General features: G+C 63.7%; 5 protein-coding genes. 2 read left to right on the top strand and 3 right to left on the bottom strand.

Annotated elements, in window-relative coordinates; genetic code table 11:
• The first annotated feature begins 15 nt into the window (after positions 1-15).
• Positions 16-1929, top strand: a complete 1914-nt coding sequence (locus ACK2VC_RS03480; RefSeq protein WP_486732203.1) for a propionate--CoA ligase — start codon at positions 16-18, stop codon at positions 1927-1929.
• A 291-nt stretch (positions 1930-2220) separates the two neighbouring features.
• Here ACK2VC_RS03480 and ACK2VC_RS03475 read toward each other — a convergent pair whose 3' ends face one another.
• Positions 2221-3216 carry an IS30 family transposase gene (locus ACK2VC_RS03475; protein ID WP_486732202.1) on the bottom strand — a complete coding sequence of 332 codons (996 nt, stop codon included), beginning with the start codon at positions 3214-3216 and terminating at the stop codon, positions 2221-2223.
• A gap of 194 nt (positions 3217-3410) precedes the next feature.
• Complete coding sequence (gene xth / locus ACK2VC_RS03470) at positions 3411-4187, bottom strand: exodeoxyribonuclease III (protein ID WP_486732201.1); 777 nt, start codon at positions 4185-4187, stop codon at positions 3411-3413.
• A gap of 275 nt (positions 4188-4462) precedes the next feature.
• On the opposite strand from xth, the gene ACK2VC_RS03465 reads away from it, so the two are divergent.
• Positions 4463-5335 (top strand): DMT family transporter, encoded by an 873-nt coding sequence (locus tag ACK2VC_RS03465; protein WP_486733161.1) that lies wholly within the window; start codon positions 4463-4465, stop codon positions 5333-5335.
• Here ACK2VC_RS03465 and ACK2VC_RS03460 read toward each other — a convergent pair.
• Positions 5307-14096 carry a glycoside hydrolase family 94 protein gene (locus tag ACK2VC_RS03460; RefSeq protein WP_486732200.1) on the bottom strand — a complete coding sequence of 2930 codons (8790 nt, stop codon included), beginning with the start codon at positions 14094-14096 and terminating at the stop codon, positions 5307-5309. The two genes, ACK2VC_RS03465 and ACK2VC_RS03460, sit on opposite strands and share 29 nt — an antisense overlap.
• Between the last annotated feature and the right edge of the window lie 274 nt (positions 14097-14370).

Below are 14370 nucleotides of genomic sequence, written 5' to 3'. Positions count from 1 at the left end.
TAATTCGGAGGAGACATGGATTACGCGGAATTCTACCAACAGTCGGTCAACGATCCTGAGGCCTTTTGGGCGCGCGAAGCGGGGCGCATCCACTGGCACCAGCCGTTTTCGAAGGTGCTCGATTATTCCAGGCCGCCATTTGCCAAATGGTTCGTCGGCGGCCAGACCAACCTGTGCTACAACGCGGTCGACCGCTGGGCCACGAGCCAGCCCGAGGCGGCGGCGCTGGTCGTGATCTCGACCGAGACCAATAGCGAAAAAGTGTTTACCTTTGCCGAACTGCTGGCGGAAGTCAACCGTACTGCGGCGATGCTGCAATCGCTTGGGGTCGCCAAGGGCGATCGCGTCTTGATCTACATGCCGATGATCGCCGAGGCGATCTTCACCATGCTGGCTTGCGCGCGCATCGGTGCGATCCATTCGGTGGTGTTCGGCGGCTTTGCCGCCAACAGCTTGGCAACCCGCATCGATGATGCCAAACCGAAGCTGATCGTTTCGGCCGACGCCGGATCGCGCGGCGGCCGGGTGGTGCCGTACAAAGTGCTGCTGGACGATGCCATCAACCGCGCGCAGCACAAGCCGGCCGCGGTGCTGATGGTCGATCGCGGCCTGGCGCCGATGGCGCTGGTGGCCGGGCGCGACCTGGATTACGCCGAACTGCGCGCCGCCCACCTGGAGGCGCAGGTGCCGGTGGTCTGGCTGGAATCGAACGAACCATCCTACATCCTGTATACCTCCGGCACCACCGGCAAGCCGAAGGGCGTGCAGCGCGACGTCGGTGGCTACGCGGTGGCGCTGGCGGCGTCGATGGACTACATCTTCTGCGGCAAGCCGGGCGAAGTGTATTTCTCCACCTCCGATATCGGCTGGGTGGTCGGGCACTCGTACAACGTCTATGGGCCGCTGTTGGCCGGCATGGGTTCGGTGATCTACGAAGGCTTGCCGGTCTTGACGACCACGCCGCCGGACGCCGGCATCTGGTGGCGCATCGTCGAGAAATATCGCGTCACGCGCATGTTCTCGGCGCCGACTGCGGCGCGCGTCCTGAAGAAACAGCCGCAGGAATTCATGACCAAGTACGACATTTCCTCGCTGAAAACCCTGTATCTGGCCGGCGAGCCGCTGGACGAATCGACTTCGCAATGGATCGCCGGCGCGCTCGGCGTGCCGATCATCGACAACTACTGGCAGACCGAGACCGGTTGGCCGATCCTGACCGTGGCCAAGGGCGTGCAAGATACGCCGACGCGGCTGGGTAGCCCGGGCCTGCCGATGTATGGCTTCAAGGTAAAGCTGCTGAACGAAGCGACCGGCGCCACCTGCGGCACCAATGAAAAAGGCGTGCTGGTGATGGAAGGGCCGCTGCCGCCGGGCTGCATGCAAACCGTGTACGGCGACGACGCCCGCTTCGTCCAGACCTACTGGTCCACCTTCAGCCAGTTCGATCCGCCGCAGCAGGTGTATTCGACCTTCGACTGGGGCATCCGCGACGAGGACGGCTACTATTTCATTCTCGGTCGCACCGACGACGTGATCAACGTCGCCGGTCACCGGCTGGGCACGCGCGAGATCGAGGAAAGCATTTCCAGCCATCCCAACGTTTCGGAAGTGGCGGTGGTCGGCGTACAGGACCAGGTCAAAGGACAGGTGGCGGTGGCGTTCGTGATCCTGAAAAATTCGGACGTAGCTGCGACAGCCGAATCGCGCCAGGCAGTCGAAGCCGAAATCATGGCGGTGGTGGCGAAACAGATCGGCGCACTGGGACGGCCGGCGCGCGTGCATTTCGTCAGCGCGCTGCCGAAGACGCGCTCCGGCAAGCTGCTGCGGCGCTCGATCCAGGCGCTGTGCGAGGGCCGCGATCCGGGCGACCTGACCGCGATCGAAGATCCGAACTCGCTGCAGCAGATCAAGGCGGTGCTGGCCAGCTGAGCGAGCACCTCCCGGATGGTCGTGAAAAGCCGCGCGAATGATCGGCAAAGAGTGCGGCTAATCACATATGCAGCCAGGGCTGTTAATGGTTTGCGCTAAATGCCCAATTTGCCTGTCATTCCCGCGGTCTTTAGCGGGAAAACGAAGTTTCGAGGAACGGCCATCCAGCGGCGTTTTTCGTGCGCTGATCCGGCGCAATAGGGTGTTTGCAGGCGATGAACGGCCCTAGGTTCCCGCCTACGCGGGAACGACAGGAAAATAATTAACGGCCTGCGGGCCCAGCACGCGGTTTCAAACACGAAGTGCAACATGGGCTAAATCCAGAGGAAGTGTAGCAAGGTTGTAAAAGACCTCATGCGGGGTTCTGTAACCAAGGCATTTGCGGGGGCGGTGGTTGAGTTTGTCGACGGCGGCCTGGAGCGCTTGCTGGCTGACGGTTTTCAGATTGGTGTTCTTCGGGAAATACTGCCGGAGCAAGCCATTGGTGTTTTCATTCAGGCCGCGCTCCCAGGAATGATAGGGGCGGGCAAAGTAGACATCGGCCCGCAGGCGGGCACTGATCAAGGCGTGGTCGGCGAATTCCGATCCGTTGTCGAAGGTGATGGTGTGGCACACCCGCCGATGCGGGCTGAGCAAATCGACCACCACCGCACCCACGCCCTCGGCCTGCTTGCTGTTGGCTGGGGCGGCCAGGGTGAAGCGCGACCGCCGTTCCACCAGCGTCACCAGCACCCCTTGCTGGCCTTTGCCAATCACGGTGTCGCCTTCCCAATCGCCCAGCCGCAGGCGTTGCTCGACCATCAGGGGACGATGCTCGATGCCGATCCGGCCCGGCAGGATTCCCCGACGCCGCCGGCCGCTGCCGTGGCGCTGGCGCCGGGGTTTCTGGCTGCGCAAGTGCCGGATCAAATCGCCGCCGCCACGCCGATCGGCGTAGATCCGTTGATAGACGCTCTCATGACTGATGCCGATCGGGCTGCCCCGTTCCAGCGTCAGGCGGTGGATCGCTTGTTCGGGCGACAGGTCCAGGCGGATATAGGCCTGAACCGCCAACCAGGCGGCGTCGGCAACCCGGCTCGCATTACGACTGTTCTGTTGCCGTGCCAAGGCTTTATCGTGTGCCTGGCCAGGCCGCCATTGATGCACGCCCCGGTTGCGCCGCAGTTCGCGACTGATCGTCGAGCGATGCCGCCCCAGCCGGCGCGCAATCTCGCTGACTGAATGATCGTCTGCCTGCAGTTCGTGAATTTGGTATCGTTCGTCTCGGGTGAGGTGCGTATAGCGCATATTCGGCAACTTTCGACTGGCTGGTCAAAGGGTTCGAATGCTAGCGCATCTCGCCCTCCTTCCGTTGATCGGTGTTGCACTTCGTGTTTGAAACCGCCGCAGGCTGGGCTGGAGTATGCTGTCAAGGTGAATATATTTAGGACGGAATTGGCTGGTAATGCCTGGAGTATATGGTTCCAGGCAGATCACCACGGTCAAGCCGGGGGCAAATCGAGCGTCGCCACCACCGGCGCATGATCCGACGGCTGCTGCCATTTGCGCGGCACGCGGTCGATCTGGCAAGCGCTGCAGCGCGCCGCCAGCGCCGGCGACAGCAGGATGTGGTCGATGCGCAAGCCCTTGTTGAGCTGGAAGCCGAGCTGCCGGTAATCCCACCAGCTGAACAGTCTTTCCGGCTGCTCGAACAGCCGGAACGCATCCCGCAGTTCAAGCTCGCCCAGGCGCCGGAATGCCGCGCGCTCCGGCTCCGACACCAGTACCGAACCCTGCCACGCCACCGGGTCGTGCACGTCGCGGTCTTCCGGCGCGATGTTGTAGTCGCCCACCAGCGCCAGTTGCGGGTGCGCCTTGCATTCCTCGGCCAGCCAGGCGTGCAGTCCATCCAGCCATTTCAGCTTGTAGCGGTATTTGTCGGAATCGACTGCCTGCCCGTTCGGTACATAGGCGCAGATCACGCGCACGCCTTCGATCGTGGCCGCCAACAGGCGTTGCTGCTCATCCTCGAAATGCGGATTGTTCTTGATCACATCGGTGATCGGGTGGCGAGCCAGGATCGCCACACCGTTATAGGTTTTCTGGCCGGCGAACACCACGTGATAGCCGGCCGCCTCGATCTCCGCCACCGGAAACTTGTCGTCGGTGGTCTTGGTTTCCTGCAGGCCCAGCACATCGACCGGATTTTCCTGCAGCCATTGCAGTACGTGCGGCAGGCGCACTTTCAGCGAGTTGATATTCCAGGTGGCAATTTTCATGAAATCGTGAATCCTATTGCGGGTGCGGCTTGCGCCGGCTATTTGTGGCCCGGTCCGAGCTGCCACGCGCGGGAAGCGCATTTGCGGGCTTGCCGAATCATCGAAGCTGCGATGTTACCGTACCAACCCATTATCTGTGCGTCCTTTGGTCTTGCTGTAACCGGCGCCATCGTCGATCAATTCAAGCGCAAGAAACGGAGTGCCTGCGGTTCCGATCGCTTCTATATTGTGAGTGTGCGGCAGATGCCGCATTCAACCTCACGCACGCTTTCACCATGAACCCTGTCGAACTTGTCTTGCTGGCCGCGATTTGGGGCGCATCGTTTCTATTTATGCGGGTTGCGGTGCCGGAATTCGGGCCGATCGCGTTGATTGCCGTGCGCGTCGGCATCGCCGCCATCGTCCTGGCTCCCGTTCTGCGGACCGCCATCGCGCGCAGCCAGTTCCGCGCCGCGGCCTGGCCGTTGCTGGTGGTCGGCGTCACCAATTCGGCAATCCCGTTTTGTCTGCTGGCCTATTCAACGTTGTACGTCGATGCCGGTTTCGACTCCATCCTGAATGCGACGACACCGCTGTGGGCGGCGCTGATCGGCGCAGCGGGGTTCCAGGTATCCATGGGCCGTCAGCAAATTGCCGGCCTCTTCATCGGCCTGGTTGGGGTCGTGACCCTGGTGTGGGACACGCTCGACGCCGGCAGCGCGGGCGTACCCATGGCGATTGTTGCCGCGCTGCTGGCGGCGTCGTTTTACGGATTTGCAGTCAACTATTCAAAGCGCCACCTGGCCGGAATACAGCCGTTCGTGGTCGCCTTTGGTAGCCAGTTCTTTGCCTCGCTCATCCTGCTGCCGCTGGCTTTGCTGGATTGGCCGCAGCAGGCTATCGCATCCTCGACCTGGGCTTGTGTGGCGGCGCTCGGCATCGTCTGCACCGGGTTTGCCTACATCCTCTACTTCCGGCTGATCGAGCGCGCCGGCGCCACCTATGCCGCCTCCGTCACTTTCCTGATTCCAGTTTTCGGGCTGGTTTGGGGCGCAGTCTTTCTTGGCGAGAAAATCACCATGACGATGATCGGCGGCTGCCTGATCGTCCTGTTCGGGACGGCGCTCGCCAGTGGAAGGCTCAAGGCGCGGGCCGGCTCTGCGGCGTGAAACCGGAAGCGAGCGGATCTTCGGACGGCAGTCGAACCTCGACCGCATGCGGCTGGCCGTCGTCGACCAGCAGCAAGGCGCCGCCGTCTTGCACCGCGCCATCGACGCTGATGCGGACGGCGCCGCCGCTGTCTTGCACCACGGTGATTCGGTACGGCGTCTGGCGATAGCGGTAATCGAGCGCGAAGCCGCTCCAGTGCGGCGGCAGGCAGGGCGTAAAGGTCAGGCGGTCGACGTTTAGCCGCACACCCAGCAGCGACTCCAGGATCAGCCGGTACATCCAGCCCGACGACCCGGTGTACCAGGTCCAGCCACCGCGCCCGGTATGCGGCGCCACCGCGTAGACGTCGGCCGCCACCACGTAGGGTTCCGCCTTGTAGCGGGCAATCGCTGCGGGCGAATCGCCATGGTGGATCGGATTGATCATCTGCAGCAATTCCCAGGTGCGCTCGCGGTCTCCCAGTTGGGCGAATGCCATCGCCGTCCAGATCGCCGCGTGGGTATACTGGCCGCCGTTTTCGCGCACGCCGGGCACATAGCCGCGAATATAGCCCGGGTTCAGGTCCGATTTGTCGAACGGCGGATCGAGCAGTTGTATCAACTGGTAGTCGCGCCGCACCAGGCGCTGGTTCACTGCATCCATCGCCATTTGCGAACGCTCCGGATCGCCGGCGCCGGACAGCACCGACCAGCTTTGCGAGATCGAATCGATCTGGCATTCCTCGCCGGCAGCCGAGCCGAGCGGGGTGCCGTCGTCAAAGTAGGCGCGGCGGTACCACCCGCCATCCCAGGCATGGCTGCGCACGTTTTGCCGCAGCTTGGCGGCCTCGCCGGCGCAATGCTCGGCAAAAGCCGTGTCCTCGCGCAGGCGCGCCAGCCGGCCGAACTGTTGCAACACTTCATACAGGAAGAACGCCAGCCATACGCTTTCGCCCCTGCCATGTTCGCCGACCTTGTCCATGCCGTCATTCCAGTCGCAGGAGCCGATCAGCGGCAAGCCGTGGACGCCGAAACGCAGGCCGTGCTCGATCGCGCGCATGCAGTGCAGGTAGAGACTGCCGCTTTTGCCAGAATGGCCGGGCAGGTCGTAGTACGAATCTTCATCCGGATTCACCGGTCGGCCTTCGAGGAAGGGCGCCTGCTCTTCCAGCACACCGGAATCGCCGGTGGTGAACACATAGCGGCAAGCGGCCAGCGGCAGCCACAGATAATCATCCGAACACTTGGTGCGCACGCCGCGGTCGGATGGCGGGTGCCACCAGTGCTGCACGTCGCCGTCGACAAACTGATGGGCGGCGCACAGCAGCAATTGCGCACGCAGCAGCTCCGGCCTTGTATGCACCACCGCCATCGCATCCTGCAATTGGTCGCGGAAGCCGAAGGCACCGCCGGACTGGTAATAGCCGCTGCGCGCCCATAGCCGGCAGGCGATGGTCTGGTACATCAGCCAGCCGTTGGCCAGCACGTTGAGGGCCGGGTCGGGGGTGTCGATCCGCACCGCCCCCAGCGTGTGGCGCCAGTATTGATGCACCGCTTCCAGGGTTTCATGCGCCGCCACCGAGCCGCGGAAGCGGCGGATCAGGCCGCTGGCATCGGAACTGCGGCGGCCGGCTACTCCCAGCTTGAACACGATTTCGCGCTGCTGGCCATCGGCCAGTTCGAACGGCACCTGGATTGCCGCGCACGGATCAAAGCCGGCGCCGACCTTGCCTGACAGGCGCAGCCGCTCCATCGCCGCCGGGTGCTGCAGGGAGCCGTTGCGGCCGATGAATTCGCCGCGGTCGCCGGTGAAGGAGCGGGTCATGTCGTCGACATCAAAGAATGCGATTCGGCCGACGAATTCGGTGTTGTATTCGTTGTGCGCAAACAGCGCGCCGGTATTCGGATCGGCCTCGGTCGTAATGTACATGTTGGACTTGGCGCGCAAATCGCCCAGCACCCATTCGACGTAACCGGTGGCCGACAGTTGCCGGGTGCGGCCCGATTCGTTGCGTACCTTCAGTACCGAGAATTTGACTCCGGCGTCGAGCGCGATATACACCCATAGTTCCGAATGGATGCCGCCTTCTTCATGCTCGAATACGCTGTAGCCGAAGCCGTGTCGCGTGACATACGGCCCAGTTCCGGGGACCGGCCCCGGGGTAGGTGACCAGAAGCGCGCGCTTTCTTCGTCACGCAGGTAAAACGCTTCGCCGCAAGTGTCCGATACCGGGTCGTTGTGCCACGGCGTGAGGCGGAATTCGTGCGCGTTCTCGCTCCAGGTATAGGCACTGCCGTGATCCGAAATGACGCTGCCAAAATTTTCGTTGGCCAGTACGTTGACCCAGGGGGCGGGCGTACTCTGGCCGGCGGCAAGCGTGATCACGTACTCGCGGCCGTCCGCGCTGAATCCGCCGATGCCGTTGGACAGGAGCAGGCCGGGCGCGGCCGCAGCCGATGCCGGCTTCGGCGCTGCCGGCGCCGCGGTACGAGCAGGCTGCAGCTTCAGGCGCGGTATCCGCACTTCGGCTCTGGGGTGGCGATTCACCTGTTCGGCCAGATTGCCGCTGTCATCGGAGATGATCGCGCGCGCCACGGTCTGCAGCAGTACCCGGTCTTCGGTTGAAATCTGGTCGCCGGGACGCACGAAAATCCCGCCCGGACGATCCACTACATGTGCTTCGATGCCGGCGGCAATCAAGCCCATGATCTGTTCCTGCAGCAGTTGCCGGTAGCCGGCGTGGTCTTCGTTCCAGATGACCAGGTCGACCGCCAGCCCCTTCAGGCGCCAGTAGGCGTGCGCCTGCACCAGTTGGCGCACGATCTCGATGTTGGCCGGATCGCGGATCTGGCACAGCACGATCGGAAAATCGCCGGAAATCGCGTAGCTCCACAGGCCCGACTGGCCGCGCCGGTTGCGCAGCAGGATGCTGGCGTCGGCCCGCAGCGAAGCATTCGGATAGATCACGCTGCTCGCCAGCCGGTTATATAGTTGGGCGTCGGCTTCGGTTGCGTTCAACTGGCGCAGCACCACCTGGCTATGGGTCCAGGCCAGTTCGAATACGCGATCGGCCAGGCGTCGGTCCTGGTATTTGCCGATCAGCGCCAGGCATTGTTCGCGCGTCTCGGCGGCGCCCGTGACGATGTCGACAATCGCGGTCTGCTCGGGTTCGAGCGTGATCCGGTAGCGGATGGCGACGATCGGATCGAGCACCGAACCCTGGTGGCCGGACAAGGCACCCGCGGCGAGCAGCGCCTGCGGCGCCTGGGTGGTACGGTTGCGGCCGATGAACTGCATGCGGTCGGTTTCATACGAAATCTCGCCAACCTCGGCGCCGTGCACCGCCATCAGATGCAGCAGCCAGGGCGGCCGTTCGCCTTCCGAGCGCGGCCGCCGGGTGCACAGGATGGCGCGCTGGCGGTCCAGGATTTCGGTCTGGACGAACAGGTTGCTGAAGGCGGGGTGGGCGGCGTCGGCGGCGGCCGGCGCCAGCACGACTTCGGCGTAACTGGTGATTTCGACCGTGCGCCGGGCGCGCGCGCGATTGGTGATGCGGCTGCGGCGCAACTCGATATCGTCTTCCGGCGACACCACGATTTCGGTGTGCGTGTCGAAATCGTGGTCGCGCCGCCGGAACTCGGCCCGCCCCTCGGAGAAAATCACTTCATAGCTTTCCGGCTGCGTCAGCGTCGGCTGATAGGCGGTGGACCAGAAGGCGCTGCCGGCGACATCGCGCACATAGCAGAAGGTGCCCCACTCGTCGCGTGTGCTGTCCTGGTGCCAACGGCTGACGGCCAGCTCCTTCCAGCGGCTGGCGCCGCCGCCGGCGTTGGTCACCATCACGTGATAGCGCCCATTCGACAGCAATTGCACTTCCGGCAGCGGCGTGTTGGGAGTATTCAGCACCCGCACCGGAACCTCCATGTTGCTGGAGGTGGCGGTGCGGATGATCGCCAATTCGGTGGTGTTGGAGTAGAAAGCGGCGGTTTTCGGGATTTTTTCGTGTAATAACAGGGCCGTGGCCTGAAACCGCGGGTCCGATGCAAAGCGTCGCTGCATCGGGCGATCCAGCAGCAGGTAGCCAAGCGCCAACAGGCTCATGCCTTGATGGTGCGCCATCCACGACTGGATCAGCGCATACGGCTTGCCGCGCGGCAGGCGCGCCGAGCTATAGTCGATCGCTTCGTAAAAGCCGAAGCGCGACAGGAAGCCCTCGGCCGCCAACCGCTGCAGGTTGGCGCACGCCTCTTCCGGCGCCACCATCAGTGCCAGCGTCGAGGCGTAGGGGGCGATCACCAGGTCGTCCGCGAGGCCGCGCTTCAAGCCCATGCCCGGCACGCCGAAGGCGCGATACTGGTAGTTGAGGCTGGCGTCGAACGCGTTGTAGCCAGATTCCGAGATACCCCACGGCACGCCGCGCTGCTGGCCGTATTCGATCTGGCGCGCGACCGCCGCACGATAGGTTTGATCCAGCAGGGTGCGCTCAAAGGTCGGCATCACCAGCAGCGGCATCAGGTATTCGAACATCGAGCCGCTCCACGACAGCAGCAGCGGCGCGCCGCCCACCGTGGTCAGTTGGCGGCCGAGCGCGAACCAGCCTTCCTGCGGCAACTGGCCCTGGGCGATGGCGACGAAGCTGGCCAGGCGCGCTTCGGACGCGAGCAGATCGTAGAAGCTGTTGTCGCGCCGGCGTTCGCTGACGTTGTAGCCGATCGCCAGCAGGTGGTTGCCGCGGTCGTACAGGAATTCGTACTCCATCCAGGCCATGGCGGTGGCCTGCCGTGCCAGTTGCTCGATGGCGGCAATGCGCTCGCGCGCGTGCTGGCTGGCGATCGCAAGCAGGGATTGCAGTGCCTCGGCTTCCACGGTTTCGGCGACTGCAATTCCGGCTTCCTGCATGGATGCGAATGCCTGCGCGGGCCGCGCCGGCAAGTCGCCATCCAGTTGCGCCAGCTCGCTCAGGCTCGGTATGCGATCCAGCTCGGGCCGCTGCTGCCACCAGTCGGCGGCGGCCGGCGGCAAGGCCCACGGCGCCAGAAATTCCAGCTCCTCCTGCAATGCCGTGTACTGTCGCTGCAGCGCCGCCAGCCACCAGGCCAACTCGTCCTGGCCGGCGTCCGGCGCCAGGTCTATCCGGAACAGTTCGACCGCGGTGCCGACCCGCCCCAGCAAATCCACCGCCTCGTGCAGGGTCAGCGTCGGGGCGTGCGCCATGGACCTCAATTCGGCGGCGATTGGTGCCAGCCTGGCGCCGCCGGCTGTCCCGGCGGCGTCGATCACGATATGCAGCGTATCCAGCAAGCCGGCGAACACCGGCGGCTCGAAGATGTTGCGGTTCATCAATTCGAGCAGACCCGGTGCCAGCGTCAGCAGATGCCCGGCCAGGTTGCCGCTGTCCACCGTGGAGACGTACATCGGATGCAGTGGCTGCAGCGTTCGGGTGTCGTACCAGTTGTAGAAATGACCCTGATGCTGCTCCAGTTTCTGCATCGTGACGAAAGTGTTGCGGGTGCGCTCGAGCAGTTGGCCGGTCCCGATATAGCCGAAATCGTGCGCGGTCAGGTTCGCCAGCAGCGCCATGCCGATGTTGGTGGGTGAGGTGCGATGGGCGATGACGGCCACCGGCTGCTGCTGGATGTTGTCGGGCGGCAGCCAATTGTCTTCCGCTCCGACGTAGGTTTCAAAGAAGGCCCAGATTCGGCGCCCCAGCCGGCGCAGGAAGATGCGCTGCTCGCGGCCCAGTTCAACTTCCACGCGCGCCTGCGGCCGGCTGATGGCCCAGGCGACGGCTGGCGCCAGCAGCCATAACAGCAGGATCAGCGAGGCCGCGTCCAGTGCCGGCCGACGCCATGCCGCCAGCCACAGTGCGGCCGCCAGCGCCAGCAACGGCGCAATCCACATGTCACGGTAGCTATCGAGGATGCCGGCACGCTCCGGCCCGGCGTCGCAGTATGGATTCCATTCCAGCAGTCGGCGCCGCGTCACCAGCATGCGCCAGTGGGTACGCAAGACGGCGTCCAGGTTGGAAAACGCTTCATACGGCAGGCAGATCAGCGTGAACAGCGCCTGCCCGAAATGGCGCCCGGCGGCATATAGCGCGTTGACGACATGCGGCCGCCACAATACGTCGTTGGGCTTTTGCAGCAGGTCATACAGCGATGCGCACAAGGACGGAATCAGCAGGATGCCGATCACGGCCCAGGTCCAGAACCAGGGCGCGGCCAGTTCGCTCCAGCCCAGCAGTAACAGCAGCACCAGTGCCACGGGCACCACGCTGCGGCGCAGGTTGTCGAGAATTTTCCAGCGCGACAAGGCCGACAGGGGGTTCTTGCGACGCCCGCCGCCCTGCTGCGGTATGCGCGGCAACAGCCAGCCTGCCACCTGCCAGTCGCCGCGCACCCAGCGGTGGCGTCGCCGCATGTCTGCGCGGTAGCTGTTCGGATATTTTTCATACAGCTCGACATCGCTCAGCACGCCGGCGCGGGCGTAACAGCCTTCCAGCAGGTCATGGCTCAGGATGCGATTTTCCGGCAGGCATTCCAGTGTCTGTTCGAAGGAGTCGACCTCATAGATGCCCTTGCCGATGAAAGATCCTTCCCGAAACAAGTCCTGGTACACATCCGATACCGCCCGGGTGTAAGGGTCGATGCCGGGTTCGCCGCCCCACAACTGGGCATACAGCGACGCGCCGCTGCCGGCCAGGCTGGCCGCCACGCGCGGCTGCAGCACGCCATAGCCTTCCACCACGCGCCGCTTGTCGGCGTCGTACCGGGCGCGGTTCAGCGGGTGGGCGATGGCGGCAACGAATTTCCAGGCGGCGTCGCGCGGCAACTGGGTGTCGGTATCGAGCGTGATGACGTAGCGCACCTCGGACAGGATGCCGGTATTGCCGACGATCAGCGAGAAGCAGTCGCGCGCGCCGCCGCGCAGCCAGGCGTTCAGCTCGCCCAGCTTGCCGCGCTTGCGCTCGTAGCCCATCCAGATTCGCTCGACCGGGTTCCAGCGGCGCGGACGGTGAAACAGGGAAAAAATATCACCGCCAGGATCCGGGCTTGGGTACTTCTGGTTCAGTTCGATAATGTGCTGCTGCGCCTGCTGCAGCAATTCGGCATCGCCAGGCATGTCAGCCGCGGGGGCGTCGGTAAAATCGGTCAACAGGCAGAAATGCAGATGAGGGCTGCGATTTGCCAGAAAGCGTACTTCCAGCGCCTCGCACAGCTCCTCGATGTCCTGGCTGGCACTGAGCATGGTCGGTACCGCTACCAAGGTGCGTGCATGCGCCGGAATTCCCTTGGCAAAATTCATCCTCGGCAGCGACCTGGGCGTCGCCAGAATGGTGGCCATCCAGTTCAATAAGGCAATCGTCAGGTGGCTGCCGGCAATCAGGCACAGCAGGGCCGTTACCGCCAGCAATACGCCATGCACGCCGTCCTGGTAAGCCTTGATGGTGAGCGCCGCGCACAGGCCGATGGTCAGTAGCGAGATGCTGGCCAGATAGATCGGGAACGGCGTGCGGCGTGCCAGCCGGCGCCAGGCTTCGATGCGCGGTGGCCGCATCTTGGCCGCTTGTTCGAGTTGTCGCAGGCCGGCGTCGACCAGGAAAAATCCGACGTGACTGCAGCGGTTACTGCGGCCGTGGAGCGTCGCGCTGGCGGCGCTCAGGGCGATTGCCTGTTGCGCCACTTCCGACTCCGACCAGGTCGAATAGCGCGCAATTCTTTCGACGCAATGCCGATACAGGTCGCGGGTGGCAAAGTCCATCAGATGGTAGGTTCCGGACGGATCGGTTTCGAGAATCCGTTCGACCAGGCTCATGGCCTCGACGAATTTGCGCCAATTCATGCTACCCAGAAAGCGCAGGCTGCCAATGCTGTTGGAAATCGAAACCTGGTCGGCCGCCTGTTGCTGGATTTCGCTCAACACCATCTGCTCGATGGTGGTGCCGGACTGCGCCAGGCGCTGCTCGATCCAGGTCAGTGGCAGCGCCAGCGCCGGCCCTTGCCCCTGCAGGCGGCGTGCCAGTTCTGCCACGAATGATGCCTGCATCGGCGGCTCCGAGCGCGCCATGTCGGCAATCACCACGATCAGGTTGCTGGGGTCTTTTTCCGCGGTTTCCGTCATTTGATCCGACCAGGTGTCGGCCAGATTGCGATTGACCCGGCTGATCGCTACCCGCACCGCCACGCGCCGCAGGTTTTCGATCAGCGCCAACCGCAGCATGATCGGAATCGCCCACAGTTCACCCAGCTTGAGCGAAGTCTCCTGCTGGTAGGCGGCAACGAAACGGCTCAACCCCTCCTGGTCAAGCCGGGCGTCGCCATGGGCGATGACTTCCAGCGCGATGTCATAGACGCGCGGCAAGCCGGCTGACGGCCCGCGTTGCAGGCACGGCAGTTCGCGGTTGTAGTTTTTCGGTAAATGGCGCTTGGCGGTGCGGATCTGCTCTTCGATCAGGTAGAAGTTGTCCAGCAGCCATTCGGAGGCTGGGGTGATCTGGCGTCCCTGGCTGATGGCTTCGATCAATAGTGTGCAGGACTGGCTGAGGATCCGCTCGTTTTCCGCCAGGCGGCGCAGCAACTGATTTTCCGCGTGAGCCTGACTCAATTGGTGCGAGCGCGCCAGCGTCTTGCCGTGCTGTTCCATCTGGCGCGTACTGAACAGTTCTGCCCGCAATGGCGGCTCATCGTTCCATGCGTTGTGTGAAGTCCCCGGCTTGCGCAAGGCAAAGCCGAGCGGCGGGAAATTGGCCCGCAAGGTCTTGTTGACGGATTTCAATTTCATCTGCCTTCCTATTCCTCGAAGCGGGAATGGCCCAGATAAAAAAACCGATGGTAAGCGGGACGATGCGTTTGCGTTCACCGCCGTATGCAGTGCGCCTGGCGATCGAATCGATTGGTGCGGCATCTGCTGTCACACCCTGAGTGGGACTGCGGATTCGTGGTGTTGTTCCACGATAAGAGGGAGATGCAGCGGGGCGGCGAGGCCGGGGACTGAATTGGCGTCTGCTGCCGAGGGAGCGGACCGGTGCGGCGAGTCGGGCCGGCGAGCAACGTTG

The organism is Herbaspirillum sp. WTB6 (assembly GCF_057457785.1).
Note: the sequence above shows the minus strand (reverse complement) of the source record. Positions and strands in the feature narration are given on the sequence as shown.